13 protein-coding genes are annotated in these 16,332 nt (G+C 52.9%); 10 read left to right on the top strand and 3 right to left on the bottom strand.

Features of this window, described 5'->3' with window-relative positions; translation table 11 throughout:
- Positions 1–19: 19 nt before the first annotated feature.
- The 7 genes from EJQ19_RS21640 (at position 20) to EJQ19_RS21670 (ending at position 10,211) form a co-directional block, all read left to right on the top strand.
- Positions 20–1,036 (top strand): helix-turn-helix domain-containing protein, encoded by a 1,017-nt coding sequence (locus EJQ19_RS21640; protein ID WP_126143323.1) that lies wholly within the window; start codon positions 20–22, stop codon positions 1,034–1,036.
- The gene (locus EJQ19_RS21645) at positions 1,033–2,895 is read left to right on the top strand and encodes a sensor histidine kinase (protein WP_126143324.1); all 1,863 of its coding nucleotides are present in this window, start codon (positions 1,033–1,035) and stop codon (positions 2,893–2,895) included. Before EJQ19_RS21640 ends, EJQ19_RS21645 begins: the two co-directional genes overlap by 4 nt.
- A gap of 90 nt (positions 2,896–2,985) precedes the next feature.
- Positions 2,986–4,542 (top strand): type 2 periplasmic-binding domain-containing protein, encoded by a 1,557-nt coding sequence (locus EJQ19_RS21650; protein WP_164716660.1) that lies wholly within the window; start codon positions 2,986–2,988, stop codon positions 4,540–4,542.
- A gap of 117 nt (positions 4,543–4,659) precedes the next feature.
- Positions 4,660–5,583, top strand: a complete 924-nt coding sequence (locus EJQ19_RS21655) for an ABC transporter permease (protein ID WP_277600975.1) — start codon at positions 4,660–4,662, stop codon at positions 5,581–5,583.
- A gap of 1 nt (position 5,584) precedes the next feature.
- Positions 5,585–6,454 carry a carbohydrate ABC transporter permease gene (locus EJQ19_RS21660; RefSeq protein ID WP_126143327.1) on the top strand — a complete coding sequence of 290 codons (870 nt, stop codon included), beginning with the start codon at positions 5,585–5,587 and terminating at the stop codon, positions 6,452–6,454.
- 25 nt (positions 6,455–6,479) lie between these two features.
- Positions 6,480–8,618, top strand: a complete 2,139-nt coding sequence (locus tag EJQ19_RS21665; protein ID WP_126143328.1) for an ADP-ribosylglycohydrolase family protein — start codon at positions 6,480–6,482, stop codon at positions 8,616–8,618.
- Positions 8,619–8,645: 27 nt separating this feature from the next.
- Positions 8,646–10,211 (top strand): sulfatase-like hydrolase/transferase, encoded by a 1,566-nt coding sequence (locus EJQ19_RS21670; RefSeq protein ID WP_126143329.1) that lies wholly within the window; start codon positions 8,646–8,648, stop codon positions 10,209–10,211.
- A gap of 477 nt (positions 10,212–10,688) precedes the next feature.
- Here the strand turns inward: EJQ19_RS21670 and EJQ19_RS21675 are convergent, their stop codons facing one another.
- Positions 10,689–11,267: a TetR/AcrR family transcriptional regulator gene (locus tag EJQ19_RS21675; RefSeq protein WP_126143330.1), complete on the bottom strand. Its 579-nt coding sequence runs from the start codon at positions 11,265–11,267 to the stop codon at positions 10,689–10,691.
- 327 nt (positions 11,268–11,594) lie between these two features.
- Between EJQ19_RS21675 and EJQ19_RS21680 the strand changes: the two genes are divergently transcribed.
- Together EJQ19_RS21680 and EJQ19_RS21685 are read left to right on the top strand one after the other, a co-directional pair.
- Positions 11,595–12,863, top strand: coding sequence for an MFS transporter (locus EJQ19_RS21680; protein ID WP_126143331.1), 1,269 nt, complete (start codon positions 11,595–11,597; stop codon positions 12,861–12,863).
- A gap of 125 nt (positions 12,864–12,988) precedes the next feature.
- Complete coding sequence (locus EJQ19_RS21685; protein ID WP_126143332.1) at positions 12,989–13,435, top strand: NUDIX hydrolase; 447 nt, start codon at positions 12,989–12,991, stop codon at positions 13,433–13,435.
- 148 nt (positions 13,436–13,583) lie between these two features.
- Here the strand turns inward: EJQ19_RS21685 and EJQ19_RS21690 are convergent, their stop codons facing one another.
- Positions 13,584–14,765, bottom strand: a complete 1,182-nt coding sequence (locus EJQ19_RS21690) for an NAD(P)/FAD-dependent oxidoreductase (protein ID WP_126143333.1) — start codon at positions 14,763–14,765, stop codon at positions 13,584–13,586.
- 20 nt (positions 14,766–14,785) lie between these two features.
- Positions 14,786–15,217, bottom strand: a complete 432-nt coding sequence (locus EJQ19_RS21695) for a helical membrane plugin domain-containing protein (RefSeq protein ID WP_126143334.1) — start codon at positions 15,215–15,217, stop codon at positions 14,786–14,788.
- A gap of 279 nt (positions 15,218–15,496) precedes the next feature.
- Here EJQ19_RS21695 and EJQ19_RS21700 point away from each other — a divergent pair, with 279 nt between their 5' ends.
- Positions 15,497–16,216, top strand: coding sequence for a YebC/PmpR family DNA-binding transcriptional regulator (locus tag EJQ19_RS21700; protein WP_126143335.1), 720 nt, complete (start codon positions 15,497–15,499; stop codon positions 16,214–16,216).
- The last annotated feature ends 116 nt before the right edge of the window (positions 16,217–16,332 follow it).

Genomic DNA, 16,332 nt, shown 5'->3' on the forward strand with positions numbered 1-16,332 from the left:
CAGAAAGGATGCGAAGCGCATGAGCAAGGTGGAAGTTGTCATCGCGGAAGATGAGCTGTGGATTCGCAGCATGATCGGCGAAATGGTGGAAAAGCTCGGGCCAGAATTCCATGTTGTCTGTGAAGTGGGCAACGGCGAGGACGCCTGGAGCTACATCGAGGAGAGTTGGCCCAGTATCGTCATTACGGACATCATGATGCCGCGCAAGAATGGGCTGTGGCTGGCGGAGCAGATCGCGACGCAGGAGCTGCCGATCATTTCGATCATCGTCAGCGGGTACGACAATTTTCAATATGCGAAGCAAGCGATGCGCTTCGGGATCTCGGAATACGTGCTCAAACCGGTTAATGAGGAAGAGCTGCACGACGCGCTTCGGCGCTCGGTGCAGCGGCTCGCCGGCCTGTCGGACACCCGGCAGACGATTGCGCGTATCCAGAAGTTTGCGGAGACGCTGCCGGACCTTGCGCAAACCGAGGTGCAGCAGGCCATTGACCATGTCGTCAACGAGACGTATCGGCTCAAAGTACCCGGACATGTCCGGAGCAAGCTGCTGAACGCCTTGTCCAATCAAATGAATGCGTTCCTTCACGGCATTGACAGCGGTTATCCCGTGCGCCCGCTGGAGGCAGGAACAGAGGCCGAGGTACGTCGGCATTTTCAGGGGTTGATCGCAAGCTGGATCGACCTCTATCCCAAATACGCCAATCAGCACGTCCGGATGGCGATCCGCAAGGTATGCGAGCATCTCGACGAGCATTATGCCAAGACGTATTCGCTGCCGGAAGCGGCCGAGATGGCGCATCTCAGCGTGTCGCATTTTTCCTCGCTTTTCAAGAAATCGACTGGGCTCACGTATCTGAATTATGTGAATCAGTTAAGAATCGAAAAAGCCAAGGAGGAGCTGTTGGCGCCGGAAGTCAAAATTTACGAAGTGGCCGCTGCCGTCGGCTTCGCCTCCTTGCCTTATTTTAACCGCATCTTCAAGCAACTGACAGGCGTGACCCCGCAAGAATACAGAAAGAGGCTGGGCATATGAATTCCATCAAACTTCCGCCTTATGTCAAACGGCTCTCCATCCGCTCCAAAATGGTATTAACGTTTCTGAGCGTCAGTATCGCCTCTGTGCTGCTACTGGCGTTTTTTTCGCATTATTATTACAGCCGCGCGATTAAAAAGGACTTTTTCAATATCTCGAATGAAGCCACGAACCGGCTCAATTATTTCCTCGACTATTACTTTAAGGAGTTTCAACGCTCTTCTTCCTCGCTGATCGAGAGCGACAAGGTGCAGGACTGGCTTGATGATCGGGATGGAGCGCGCGCCGACGTGGAAGACATTGAGCGGGAGCTTCGCCGCTACGTCGCGCTCAATTTCCCCGAGATTCAGAATATGTTTCTGGTCTCTCGCAACAAAGACGTCGTCTCCATCCGGCAATCCTACGTCGCCAATAACGATTACTCGTCCGAGCCGTGGTTCGGACAGCCGCTTTTGGACAAGCGGTCGATGATCCCGACGCATCTGGCGGATTATCCAGGCAGCGTGGGGGAAGGTGTGTTGTCGATTGTGCTGCCGATTTTCAGCGTGGAGTCGACGGGGCTGATCGGCAATCTGGTGATCGACATCAACCTGACGGAGATTCATCAAGCATTCAGCCGCTCCAAACTCGGAGAGACGGGGGATTTCTTCATTCTTTCCGATTACGACACGGTCGTGTACCACGCCAACCATCGATGGAACGGCCTTTCCCGCTCGCAGACGGATTTGAAGGAGCTAAGCCTGCCCGAGAATGAAGGCGCGACGATTCAACGTTTTCAAGGCACAGACTATTTGATAGCTCCCGTGGTGTCCGCAAGCACGCATTGGAAAATTGTAGCAATGGTGCCTTACGAGGAAATGGCCGGGGAATTACGTCTAGCCACCAACTCTTTGCTCGCCATTCTTGGGTTTATCGCGATTTTCATCCTGATCGCTGTGCCGATGCTGTCCGCCAGATTCGTGAAGCCGATCGTGACGCTCAAAAATCTGATGCGCCGGGTCGCCGGCGGCGATTTAAGCATCCGCGCAGAGCTGGTGCCGGGGCAGGACGAGTTCCAGCAGCTCAATCACAGCTTCAACATCATGGTGAGCCGGCTTGAAGATTTGTTCGAATCGAACATCGCGCTGAGCGTGAAGGAAGTGCAGTCGCAACTGCATCAGAAAGAGGCGCTGATCAAAGCGCTGCAAAATCAGATCAACCCGCACCTGCTGTACAACTCGCTCGGCATTATTAAAAGCATGGCCTATTTCGAGCAAATGCCGATGATTGAGCAGATGGCCGGAAACCTCGCCGACGTCTACCGGTACACTGCGCGATACAGCGGCCTCGAGACGACGCTCAAGGAAGAGATTACGCATCTGCGCAAGTATTTGGAGATTATTCATATTCGTTTTCCGAGTGAGTTTACCAGCCGGATTTATGTGAACGACAAATTTATGACGTGTTCCGTGGTCAAACTGATTTTGCAGCCGATCCTGGAAAATGCCGTCAAATACGCGATCGAGCCGATGGAAGGCAAAGGGACGATTATCGTCAGCGCCTACGATGAGAAAGACGATTTGATTCTTGAAATTACCGATACAGGACCGGGCATCGGCAGCGAGAAGCTGCAAGACATCGAAGAACGGCTGCAGCTGATTTCGGCGAATTACGTGGACAGCATCGACCACAGCGAGTCGCTCGGCATAACAAACGTGCATACACGGCTCGTGCTCAGATACGGGCCAGGGTATGGCATCCGGCTTAATTCGTTTGAAGGCCGAGGTACGGTTGTCTCGATACGTGTACCGTTTCGCCCCGAATCCAACGTAAAATCTGTTCAGGTAGGCGATGCCCAACTTCGTAAGATCGATTCATAAATTGTAATTCTGGGTAAGGAAATCGTGCCGTCCATCCCCCTATAATTAGGGTATAGCACAGACATGAAGGATACGAAGGGGGAAACAGAATTGAAAAAGTGGCTTTCCATCTCGTTAAGCGTCCTGATCTCATCAGGCGTCCTCGCCGGCTGTTCTTCGGACAATTCCAAAGACAATCCAGCGAGTTCCCCGTCAGGCACCGCTTCGGCAACGGCACAACCGACAGCGGCTGCACAAGATGACATGAAGGAAAAACTTGAACTTAACATCATGACCATCTCTTACGAAGGCGGCGGTTGGCCGGCGAACAATTCGATGATCGATTACTTGAACAAGAAGTTCAATATCGACCTCAAGTTTCAGTGGATTTCCCAAGACAATTACAAAGAGAAATTAAACGTGCTCGCCGCTTCCGGGGAATTTCCGGATTCGTTCCTGCTGCTCAAAGAGGACTTTCTGAAATGGCGGGACAAAGGTATTTTCCTGGATGTGAAGCCACTGCTAAGCAAATATCCGAACCTGGCGAAAAATCTTGGCGGGGAAGAGCAGCTGCAATTCATGAGTCCAAAAGGCAAATATTACAGCTTCCCGTATTACCAAATCGAAACGCAGACGTCCTTCGGCATCCGGAAAGATTGGCTGGATAAGCTGAGCCTGAAAATGCCGACCAACCTGGATGAATTCTATCAGGTATCGAAAGCATTCGCCACACAGGATCCGGATGGCAACGGCAAAAACGATACGTACGGCTTCTCGGCGTCGCTCGTTGCTAATAAGACCGACTTCAAGCACGTCGATCCGATCAAAGCGGCGTTCGGCCTGGTGGACAACTGGGGCCTCAAGGACGGCAAGCTGATCTCCTGGCATACGCAAAACAAGGAGTTGAAAGACTTTGCCGCTTATATGAACAAAGCGTATACCGAAGGCGTGCTGGACAAAGATTTTGCAATCAACAAGGTCAAAGATCCGCAGGATAAATACGAAGCCGGCAAAGTCGGCATCGACGATGTCGTCCCGAATGTCTTCTACCAGACGCTCGTCCCGAACTTGAAAAAAGTCGATCCGAAAGCAGAAACAGTGCAGCTGCTGCCGCCGAAAGGCCCGACAGGTCTGCAAGGCACGTCGACAAACGCGATCACGCAGCGGATCGTCATTAACGCCAAAATCGATGCGAAGAAACAAGATCGTCTGCTGAAGCTGTTCGATTACCTGATGTCGGATGAGGGCAATACGCTTTCCAAAAACGGCATCGAGGGCACGCATTACAAAAAGAACGGCGATTCGTACGAGAAGCTCCCGGCGTTCGATCAAGACCGTCCGATGCTGATCTCCGCCTGGTATTTGCGCAGATTCGATCTCAACACACAAATTCGGCTATGGGACGATAAGACGATGGTCGACAATGTAAACCAATGGTTCAAAAACAGTGAACCGTTCAAATGGCCAAATCTGGCGGCAGGACTTGAATCAACGACAGATACGAAGAACGGCGTCACGATCGATCAGAAGTTTATGACTACCTTGATCAAAGTGATTATGGGCGAACAGCCGCTTGATGCGATCGACGCTGCGGTTGAGCAGTGGAAGAAAGACGGCGGCGATCAGATTACGAAGGAATACAACGACGCGTACCTGCAGTCCAAATAATAGCAAGGAATGCGGAGGCCTTGCAGCGTCAAGGCCTCTTCGTTATTGGCTCGGAGCTTGAGGGAGGGGGAAAGCAAGATGAGAATCAGCAAAGAAGCGACATCGCCTGCGCCAAAGATGCTTCCCGAGGGCGCGAGAAGCCGCCGCCCGCTGCAGTGGAAACGTGGAATTCCGATGTATCTGATGATTTTGCCGGGCTTACTATTTTTCGTCATCTTCAAATACGTTCCGATGGGCGGGCTCGTGATCGCCTTTCAGGAATACGATCCGTTTGACGGCTTCCTGCACAGCGCTTGGATCGGATTCGACAATTTTCAACGGCTGTTCACCGATCCGGATTTCTGGACGCTGCTGCGCAATACGATCCTGTTAAGCGGACTGAACCTGTTCCTGTTCTTCCCGGCGCCGATCTTGTTCGCCATTCTGCTCAATGAGGTCGGCAGAGCCTGGTTCCGCAGAACGGTGCAGACGATCATTTATTTGCCGCACTTTCTATCCTGGGTGATCGTCGTCAGCATCACCGTCGTACTGTTCGCGACGCAGGAAGGCGGGATTAACAAACTGCTCGACAGCTGGGGATTCGCCCGCATCGAGCTGCTGACCAACGCAGATTACTTCCGCTTCCTCTATGTCAGTCAGAACATTTGGAAAGAGACCGGGTGGAACGCCATCATTTTCCTGGCGGCGCTAGCAGCCGTCGATCCGACGCTTTATGAAGCTGCGGTCGTGGACGGCGCCAACCGCTGGAAGCAGGTATGGCACATCACATTGCCTGCTTTGAAATCGACGATTGTCATTCTGTTTATTTTGCGGCTCGGTCAAGTGATGGAGCTCGGTTTCGAGCATGTGCTGCTGCTGCAAAATCCGGTGAACCTCGAGGTGGCCGATGTGTTTGACACGTATGTATACCGCAACGGGGTCCTACAGGGCAATTTCAGCTATTCGACGGCTGTAGGCATTTTCAAATCGGCGATTGGGTTGATCTTGATTCTGCTCGCCAACCGGCTTGCCAAAGCATTTGGCCAGGAAGGGGTGTACTAGCATGAGAGCTTATGACGCGCGCGGTCGTGACCCGGTTTTCAAGGTAGTGACGAACGGTTTGCTGGTGCTGAGCCTGATCTTGGTGCTGTTCCCCTTTCTGTATGTGGTGATGACGTCGTTTGCGCCGAGGGAAGAAATTTTAACACGGGGCTTCTTCATCATTCCTCATGATTTTACGCTAAATGCCTACGGTTTTCTGATGAGCAGCGTGCAATTTGTAACCGCATTCAAAAATGCTGTGATCATCACCGTGTTTGGGACAATCGTCAACATGATGCTAACCTCCCTGATGGCATACGGGCTGTCCAAGACGTGGTTGAAAGGCCGCCGGGTGCTGAACTTCATGGTGCTGTTCACGATGCTGTTCAGCGGGGGCATCATTCCGACGTATCTCGTGGTCAAAAGCCTGCATCTCATCAACAGCTTTTGGTCGCTGTTCCTGACCGGCGCGATCGCTCCGTTTCATCTGATTGTGCTGCGCAGCTTTTTTCAGAACATTCCGCAGGAGCTGGAAGAATCGGCGCGCATCGACGGCTGCGGCGAACTGCGTTTGTTCTGGCGGATCATTTTGCCGCTGTCCTTGCCGGCGATTGCGACGTTCACGCTATTTTATGCGGTACAGAACTGGAATTCCTACTTCAATGCCGTGCTTTATTTGAACGATTCGGACAAATGGCCCTTGCAAGTGTTCTTGCGTCAGATGATGAACGAAACGAACAACAGTTTGGAAAGCATGACGACGGAATTTCAGTACAGCCCGGCGGTCAAGATGGCGGCGATCGTGCTGACGGCGCTGCCGCTGCTGGCGGTGTATCCGTTTTTGCAGAAATATTTTAATAAAGGCATGCTGATGGGCTCTGTCAAGGGTTAAAACAGGTGAAAAGGTGGCGTACCGGATGGCAATTGGACATGATTATGTGGAGAAAGTATACGCAGGCTGGCTGGCGAAAGTGATCGGCGTCCGTCACGGCGGCTTGATCGAGAATTGGACATATGAGCGCATCGAACGTACGTTTGGCGAGATCACGGAATACCTGCACGAGTTTATCAACTTTGCGGCGGATGACGATACGAATGGACCGATTTTCTTTCTGCGGGCGCTCGAAGACTACGTATGTTCACGTGAAATTACAGCGGAGCAAATGGGCCTGACCTGGCTGAACTATGCGCCGGACGGGCACGGCTTCTATTGGTGGGGCGGATACGGCAAATCCACGGAACATACGGCTTATATGAATTTGAAAAATGGGATCATGGCGCCTAGATCAGGTTCTATCGCGCAAAATGGCGTGGCCGTAGCCGAGCAGATCGGCGGGCAAATTTTCATCGATGTGTGGGGACTCGTCGCACCGGGCAATCCGGAGCTGGCCGTTCATCTCGCGGAGAAAATTGCGTCCGTCTCACACGACGGCAACGGCAAATACGGCGGCATGTTCATCGCCGCATGCATTGCGGCGGCTTTCGAGGAGCGGGACATCGAACGCATCATCGACATCGGGCTGGGCTATATTCCGAAGGAGTGCGAATATGCGCAAGTGACGCGCGATGTGATCCGCTTTTATCACGAGCATCCGTCGAACTGGCGCGACGCGTTCCACTACGTGAAGGCGCATTACGGCTACGATCAGTATCCGGGGCATTGCCACATTATTCCAAACTCGGCTGTGATGATTCTTTCCTTGCTGTACGGGGAAGGCGACTTCTCGCGGACGATTAACATTTGCAACATGTGCGGCTGGGATACGGATTGTAATGTGGCCAATGTTGCAACGATTATGGGCGTGCGCGGCGGCATCGATTGCATCGATACGAAATGGCGCAAGCCGATCAACGATTTTCTGTGCTGCTCCAGTGTGATCGGGTCGTTGAACATCCTCGACATCCCGTGGTGTGCGACGTACATCGCGAAGCTGGGCTACCGATTGGCGGGCGAGGAGGTGCCGGCGCGTTGGGCAGGTATATTCGCAGATGAGCGGCTGTCGTATCATTTCGAATACCCGGGATCGACGCATGCGTTCCGGATGGCGCATACGGATAACTTGCCGGTGACGGGATATATGGACAATGAAGCGGGTGTTTCGGCAACCGGCAGCCGTTCGTTGAAGGTGCATTTCAACAATGTGCAGGGCGGGTGTGCGTATCGCATTTACCAGCAGACGTATTATCGGCCTGCGGATTTTAACGATAGTCGGTACGATCCGAGCTTCTCGCCGATTTTGTATCCGGGTCAGCGGGTTGAAGCGACGATTCAGCATCCGGGTCCGGCCGGTCAGCGCGTGTTGGCGCGGTTGTTTGTGTGGGACAGCAATGGGGACGCGTTTCATTACGGCGCTGTGGTGCAGCTTGCCGCCGGTGAGTGGACGAAGCTTGCGTATGACATTCCTCCCCTTTCCGGGGCATGCATCGAACATGCAGGCATCGAGCTCATCCCGATGGACGGAAAAAACGCCAAAGGCCCAAGCCTCGTCTGCTATGTCGATCACGTTGCGTTCAGTGGGAAACCGTCGTATGAGGTGGATTTTGCCCAGGAACGATTGGAAAAATGGAACGGTCTCCACGTCGAAGTCAGCCAGCTGACCTACTTGCGCGGCATCTGGACGCTGGAGGGCGGCGAGCTGAGCGGCAGCTACTACGGGGAGCCTGCGGAGGCGTACACCGGTGCGCTGGACTGGCGCGACTATCAGTTTGAAACTGTCATCGTGCCGAAGCTTGGCGAGCATCATCGCGTGAATTTCCGCGTACAGGGCGGCATCCGTTCGTATGCGGTCGGCTTTGCGCCGGGGGGCAAGCTCGCGCTTTATAAGAATGACAACGGCTATGTGAAGCTGGCCGAAGCAGCTTGCGCTTGGGAATTGGATGTGCCGGCGGTGGTGGCGATTAAGGCGGTGGGGAACACGTTCATGGTTTCTGTCGATGGCGTGTCGCTGCTCGATGCGGTGGACGACGATCGCCCTTACTTGACCGGCATGATCGGCTTCTCGAACAGTGAAGGAAGTCACACGCATTATCGGCGGTTTTCATTAACATCGCTGTAAGCTTAAGCTGGAAAGGAGCTGTGCAACATGAGCAAACCGAATATTGTTGTTATTTGCAGTGATCAGCATCATCCCGCTATTACCGGCTACCGCGGGCACCCGTTCATCGAGACGCCGAATCTCGATCAATTGGCGGCTGCAGGCACGTATTTCAGCAGCGCATACAGCAATTGTCCCGTGTGCACGCCGAGCCGCATGAGCTTTGTCACCGGCAAATATCCGCACCAGATCGACAGCTGGTTTCTCGGCTGCCCGCTCGACCGTGAGGAAATGACGTGGGCGCGCAAGCTGGATCAGGCGGGTATTCCGACCGCGATGTTTGGCAAGATGGACTTTTGCGGGGACTATCAGGACGGTGGCTTTACGGAGTATAAAATCATTAAAAAACGCCCGGCATTCAAGCCGTACCCGCGTAAGACGCCGCTGTATTCGCGGCTGGAAGGACATGTCCGCGCGGATAAGCGGAACCATATTGTTAACGCCGGCGTTCGCGAAGACGTTGTGACGGATGGAGATACCGGGTATAACAAGGATCTCGGGTTCTATGATCACGATCGGGTCGTTACGGAGTGGGCGATCGATTATTTGAAGCGGCGGGGCGCGGAAGCGGAGGGAGCGGGCGACAAGGACAGCGATGGACAGCCTTGGGCGATGTATGTCGGGCTGATGTTCCCGCATTGGCCGTATAAGGTGCCCCAGGCTTACTATGATAAGTATTTCCCGGATCGCGTCGTGCTGCCGCATGATGCGAAGTTCCCGAACGACGGGCTGCATCCGCAGGTGCGGAATATGCAAAATGCGCTCGGCCTCGGTGAAATTACCGAGGACCAGTTGAGGAACGTGATCGCGACGTACTACGGCATGATCACGGCGCTGGACGACAACATCGGCCGCATTATCGCCGAGCTCAAAGCGCAAAATCTGTACGATAACACGTATATCGTCTACATGTCTGACCACGGCGAGAACCTCGGCGAGCATGGGCTTTTCTATAAGCAGTGCAGCTACGAGGCATCGGTCGGCGTGCCGCTGATCGTAAAGGGGCCGGGGCTGCCGGCCGGTCAGCGAATTGAACTGCCCGTGAGCCTCGTCGATCTGTATCCGACGCTGATGGACATTGCCGGGCTGGAGACAGAAGCGGACCGCCCGGGCAACAGCTGGCTGCCGCTGATCCGCGGGGAGCAGCAAGCGGGACGAGGCGCGTATGCCTTCTCCGAGTATCACGGTAATTTTTTCAAGCAGGACTGGTATATGCTCGTGGAGGATGGCTTCAAATACACGTACTACGTCAACGATCGGCCGTCGCTGTTCAATTTGCGGGATGATCCGCAGGAGATGCGCGATTTGGCGCAGATGAAGGAGTACCGCGAACTGCTTGCAAGTTTTGAAGCGCAGCTGCGTGAGATTGTCGATCCCGAGGCAGTCTCGCTCCGGGCAAAAAGCCAGCTCGGCCTCATCGGGCCGAACGGTGAGGACTATACGCTGACGATGACCGATCCGCAATGCAAGGAACTGATCAAGCAAGGCGTGTTCGAAGATGAGCTGGAATTCCCGAAATGGGAGGGGCCTCCGGGCATCTTGATCAAAGAATGATCGTAAATCCGCTTTGGCCGATGGGGCCGGGGCGGATTTTTTTGGCTGGGTAAAGGCAAGCAGAGCTTGGCAGCGGAAAGATGTGCTCGGCGGTGGAGCGTTATGGTCGGAAACTCCACAAAATTGCAATCTTGCATGGTCGATCATACGTGAACCCCCCTTTCAGACGTGTAACGGTTACGATAGCGCCTATTTCGCAAAAAACGCGCAATCCCAACATGTAACGGTTACAGAGGAGGCTATTTAGCCTAAACTGCTCGGAAATCGGTGCAATTTGGGCAAATAAGCCCTGTGGCAACCGTTCTAGCGGAAAGTCAAGCGTGTGGAGCCAAATAAGCGCGGTGGCAAACGTTAGCCGGGGGGAGCGGCATATTGGGAGAACAGAGCGAAGTTAGCTAGGAGATGTGGGAGCATCGACATACACCGCGACTCACCGACAAATAACCTGGCCGCTTATCGGCCAGGCTATTTGCGATCTTACGCGCCAACTTCAGGCTCGATGCGCTTGAGCAGCAGTCGGTTGAACTGCTGAATGACCTGCGGATACATGTCGATGCCGAAGACGCGGCCGTACTGCATGGCGCCCTTGATCGATGAAAGAATAAGCGCCGCGAGGGCGGGGGCATTCTCGGACGGCAAGATCAGTTGCTCAAGCTTGCCGGCTTCCAAAATATCGGTCAGCGTCTGAAGTTCGAGCTGGCATACTTCCTGCAGCTTCATCTGCAGGCCTTCCGGCAAGGAGACGAAATCGGCTTGCAGCGATGAAATCGGGCAAATGGCATGACAGCCGAGACGGCTTGTGCGATAGGCGATAAATTCCTTGAGCTTGACGTCCGCCGACTCTGTCGATTGCGATGTGCGCTGCAGGCTGCGTATGATACGCTCAATGACCGCGGCGCCTAAGTCCTCCTTTTTCTCAAAATGGTAGTGAATGCTGGCCTTCGTGACACCTAGCTGCTTCGCCAGGTCGTCGTAGGAGATGGCGACATAGCCTTTGCTCCTCATCAACTGGAGCGTCAGTTCGACAATTTGGGCTTTACGGTTTTCTTTTTCCATGGGTCTATTTTATACTGACTAGTAGGTAAGTGTCAATGCGGCGAGAAATGGGGGAAGGTGCTGCTTGAACGGTGATCAAATCTACATAGATGTGGTGACACTGGTGGAATTTTGCCGCCATTGGGCTAAAACCATGCAAAATAGAGGGGAATTCAGTTGAATATCACAATGTGAGGCAGCCTGTAAGACTAAGAAACGAGGAATTAGGTGTGAATATTGATTGAAAATGACATCTTGACACTTACCTACTGGTAAGTTAATATGAGCAAATAACAGAGGATGAAGGTTATATCCATCCATTAGAAAGAACAGATAGGAGTTGGCTAGATGACGTCTACGTCCCCGCGTGTTTCCCGCTTTTATTACGGCTGGAAGATTGTACTTATTGTTTTCCTTACATTAATCGTTTCCGCAGCGATCAGTTCATTTCCCAGTGTGCTGATGCAATCCCTCGAACGCGAATTCGGTTGGCAGCGTGAAGCCATTTCCGCGGTCATCTCGGTACGAATTCTCTTGTACGGTCTCATGGGGCCTTTCTCAGCGGCGATGCTGGCCAAATTCGGTGTTCGCCGCATGATGATTTGTGCGATTATGGTCATGCTGCTCAGCCTAGGGTTGACGCCGCTGATACACGCCGTCTGGCAGCTTATGCTGCTGTGGGGCTTGCTTGGCGGACTCAGTACCGGAATGCTAGCCAACGTGCTCGGTGTAACGGTGGCGAATCGCTGGTTCGTGAAGCATAAAGGCTTTGTCATCGGCTTACTTACTGCGAGCGCTGCGACCGGGCAGCTTCTGTTCTTGCCGCTGCTGGCCAAAATCACCGAAGACGCCGGCTGGCGCTATGCGGTATTCGTAATTATGGGCGCGCTCGTTGTCCTGTTGCCGATTGTTGGGATCTGGATGCGGAATCATCCATCCGACGTTGGTGCCGCAGCACTGGGCACGGAGGAGGTCGTGAAGCCGGCGCCTTTTACCGGCAGCATACTGCTGACCCCGTTGAGCACACTGCGTATGGCAACGCGCAGCGCGACGTTCTGGCTGCTCGCGGGCACATTTTTCTTTTGCGGATTTTCCACAAACGGGCTGATCGGCACGCATCTTATCCCGGCCTGCGGCGATTACAACATCCCGGTCGTGACCGCCGCTGGCTTGCTGGCGATGATGGGCATGTTCGATCTCGTCGGCACAACACTGTCCGGGTGGCTTTCCGATCGGTTCGACAGCCGCAAGCTGCTGTTCTGGTACTATGGGTTGCGCGGGCTGTCGCTCATCTTTCTGCCGCATGCGCTAGGCGCAGGTTATACGCAGTTGACCGTCTTCGCCGTGTTCTACGGGCTGGACTGGATCGCGACCGTGCCGCCGACGGCAAAGCTCGCGTCCTCAGCGTTCGGGCCGGAGAAAGCAGGCATGGTGTTCGGTTGGATTGTCGTCATGCACCAGCTTGGCGCATCCCTAGCGGCGTACGGCGCAGGTTATGTGCGTGACCTGCTCGGCAGCTACACCGTCCCGTTCGTGACGGCTGGGTTTGTCTGCTTGCTCGCAGCCGTGTTCGCGCTGCGCATCCAGAAGAGCCGTCAGCAGGCAGCGGCGGCGTAACCAGGCTCAACCTTCATCCCATTGTGTGGATGAAGGTTTTTTTGCCCAGGAAGAGGTAAATGCTGGATTACGACGAAATAGTACCATCTACTGTCGAGCAACTGAATGGAGGGAAGGGCGTCCTAATGGAATACTACAAACAGCTTCGCGCCTATGTTGGGCATCAGCCATTGATTTTGCCTGGTGCAGTAGCGATTATCGTCAACCGGGAAGGAGACATCCTGCTCCAAAAACGAAACCAAACCACATGGGGGCTGCCTGGCGGATTGATGGAGCTGGGTGAGTCGTTCGAAGATACCGTGCGCCGCGAGGTGTTGGAAGAAACGGGGTTAACGCTAGGAATGTTAACGATGTTAAATGTTTACTCTGGGGCAGACTATCATATCAAAATGGCGAACGGAGATGAGTTCTACGCGGTGACCGCTGTGTATATCACGGAGGAATTCAGCGGCGAGCTGCAGGTGGATGAGATAGAGACGCATGGGCTGGAATTTTTCGCGCTGGGTGATATGCCCGATACGGTCGGCAAGAGCTACCGGAAATATCTCCAGGAATACCAAGCTCGACGGTAAAAGCTGCATATGAAATTACATATTATATATTATGTAAACAAATAACAGCCGCCGGTATGCTATAGCTTTGAAAATGTGCTTTTACCGACACGCTAAAGAAAAAGGATGCCTTTCCTTCCAGTAGAAGGAGAGACATCCTTGTGTGAGATTAATAGGCGAGAGCGAAGAGACCGTGAATATGGGAAAGATAACGCACGTTGCTCGCTTCTTTCATCAGGGTAGCTGGTAGACCTTTCAGCTGCGTATTGTTGCCGCCGATGGTGCCAATGCCGTCTTTGCGGCCCAGGCTGCCAAGAGTTCCGGAGAACACAGGCGTGAATTTCTCCATCGCACCGCCTTTCAATTGAACGGACAGGTTGAAACCAACCGTTTCGCCCATTTGCCAAGCCAGTTGCGCTGTTGGCGGGTAAGGACGCTCGCCGCCTTCAGGGAAGACAACTGCGCAGTCGCCAGCCAGGAACACGTCAGGATGGGAAGTCGATTGCAGGGTAGACGTAACGGTTGCGCGGCCGCGGTCTTCTGCGATGCCGCAGCTGCCCACGACAGCATTGCCTTTTACGCCGCCTGTCCAGATGATTGTGTTCGTTTCGATCGTTTGGCCGCTTTTCAGGGAAACCGTATTTTTCGTAGCTTCTGTAATCGCAACGCCAGTCAAGAACGTTACCCCGCGTTTCTCAAGGCTCGCTACTGCGCGCTCGATCAACACTTTAGGGAAAACTGGCAGGATCGCAGGGCCCGCTTCAACACAGTAGATGCTGATGTCGCCAAAATCGATGCCTTTGCTGCGGCAAACTTCTGGCAGTTTGTCGGCAAATTCGCCAACAAGCTCAACGCCGGTCAGGCCGCCGCCACCAACTACGATTGTTGCATCCGCTTTGTTGCCGGAAGCTTTGTAAGCATCCAGACGCGCGTAGACATGCTCGCGGATTTGGTTCGCATCGTCGGCGGATTTCAGGATCATGCTGTTTTCTTCTAGTCCAGGAATGCCAAAGTAGTTGGTTTCACTGCCCAGCGCAACAACGAGCGCATCGTAAGTATGTACAGCGCCGCTTGCGGTGACCACTTTTTTGTCGTCCGGTTTAATTTCCTTGACGGTGTCAACAATAATGTTAACGTCTTTGTCGCCGAGCAGCTTTTGCAGCGGAAGCGCTACAGCTTTCTCTTTGATTGTGCCGCCGGCAAGACGGTGCAATTCCGTAATGATTTGATGTGTAGAATAACGGTTAATAATTGTGATTGTTGCTTCGGAAGCCGACAAATGTTTGCGGGCAGTAAGCGCCGTAAGCAGACCGCCATAACCGCCGCCAAGAATTAGTATTTGTTTAGCCATGGGTTATCATCCTTGTCCTGTTAGTTTTTGCGTTCTGCAAGTACGTTCAAGAAAGCTTGCGCGAAACGAAGCGTCTTTTGCACTTCCGGATCTTTCAACATTTTCAAAATGCCAAAAAGACCGATCGTCGTTCCAGCTTCAGCCTGTGAACGCTCGCCAGCTTCAATCGCAGCCGATGCGATGTCTTTCGCTTTTTCCTGAACAGGCTTCACGAATTCGCCAATCCCTTGTGCAAAATCATTGATCAGCACTTTGTCCGTTGCAATGTTTTGGGCGAAATCATAGGCTTTCGTCAGTACTGTGACCATTTCAGCCAGCTTTGGAAGATTGTCAACAAGCACCGTTAGGGATTGCTGCACCTCAGGCTTTAACAATTGATCCAGTACATCTAACGATTTTGGTTCTGCAGCGATCGTTGCTGCAACTTCTTGAACAGCAGTTGGTTGTGACATACTTATAATCCTCCTCTGCGATGAATAAATCGGGTCCATGTCACACTCGATTGGGGAGCATCGTCGATCCCCTGGAGGTCGTAACATTTTTCACATACGTTAAGATAAAGTATGAAATACGTATATGAAATTCAATCCGTATTCTCATATTCTACACCTTTTGACACGAAATTTATAATTGAAAATATTTCAAATCTGTGACTTTTTTGTGATTCTAGTTTTATTTCGGGGCCCGAACAAGGTATAATAGGGTTAAATTGAACAGAAAGTGGTAGATCTATGGGACGCAAGTGGAATAACATCAAAGAAAAGAAAGCCTCGAAAGATGCCAATACAAGTCGAATTTACGCGAAATTCGGATTGGAGATTTATGTAGCCGCCCGCAAAGGCGAGCCGAACCCAGAATCGAACCAAGCGCTTCGTTTCGTGTTGGAAAGAGCGAAGACGTACAACGTGCCGCGGGCGATTATCGACCGCGCGATTGAGAAGGCGAAAGGCGGCGGCGAAGAAAGCTACGAAGAGCTTCGTTACGAAGGCTACGGACCTGCAGGATCCATGATTATCGTTGAAACGCTGACGAATAACGTGAACCGTACGGCGTCCGCAGTGCGCGCAGCGTTCAGTAAGAACGGCGGCAACATGGGCGTCAGCGGCTCCGTGACGTACATGTTCGATCAAACGGCTGTTTTCGGCGTAGAAGGCAAGTCGCTGGACGACGTGATGGAAATTTTGCTGGAAGCTGACGCGAATGTGCGCGATCTGGCTGAAGAAGACGAGCTGGTGATGGTGTATGCCGAACCGGATCAGTTCCAAGTGGTGCAGGATGCACTGAAACAAGCGGGAATTACCGAATTTGCGATTGCTGAGATTACGATGCTGGCGCAGAACTACATTACACTGCCAGCCGATGCGCAAGTGCAATTTGATAAAATCATCAACACGCTTGAAGACCTGGAGGATGTGCAGCAGGTTTATCATAACGTTGAGGAAACGGAATAAACATAGCAAAGACCGGACGAAGCTTAAAGCTTTGATCCGGTCTTTTTTTGTGCTCGCGCACTAAATGAATACATAGTATATATTATGTAAACAAAATAACCAAATAGAGAACCCAA

It is taken from the genome of Paenibacillus whitsoniae, assembly GCF_003955665.1.
Lineage (GTDB): Bacteria > Bacillota > Bacilli > Paenibacillales > NBRC-103111 > Paenibacillus_E > Paenibacillus_E whitsoniae.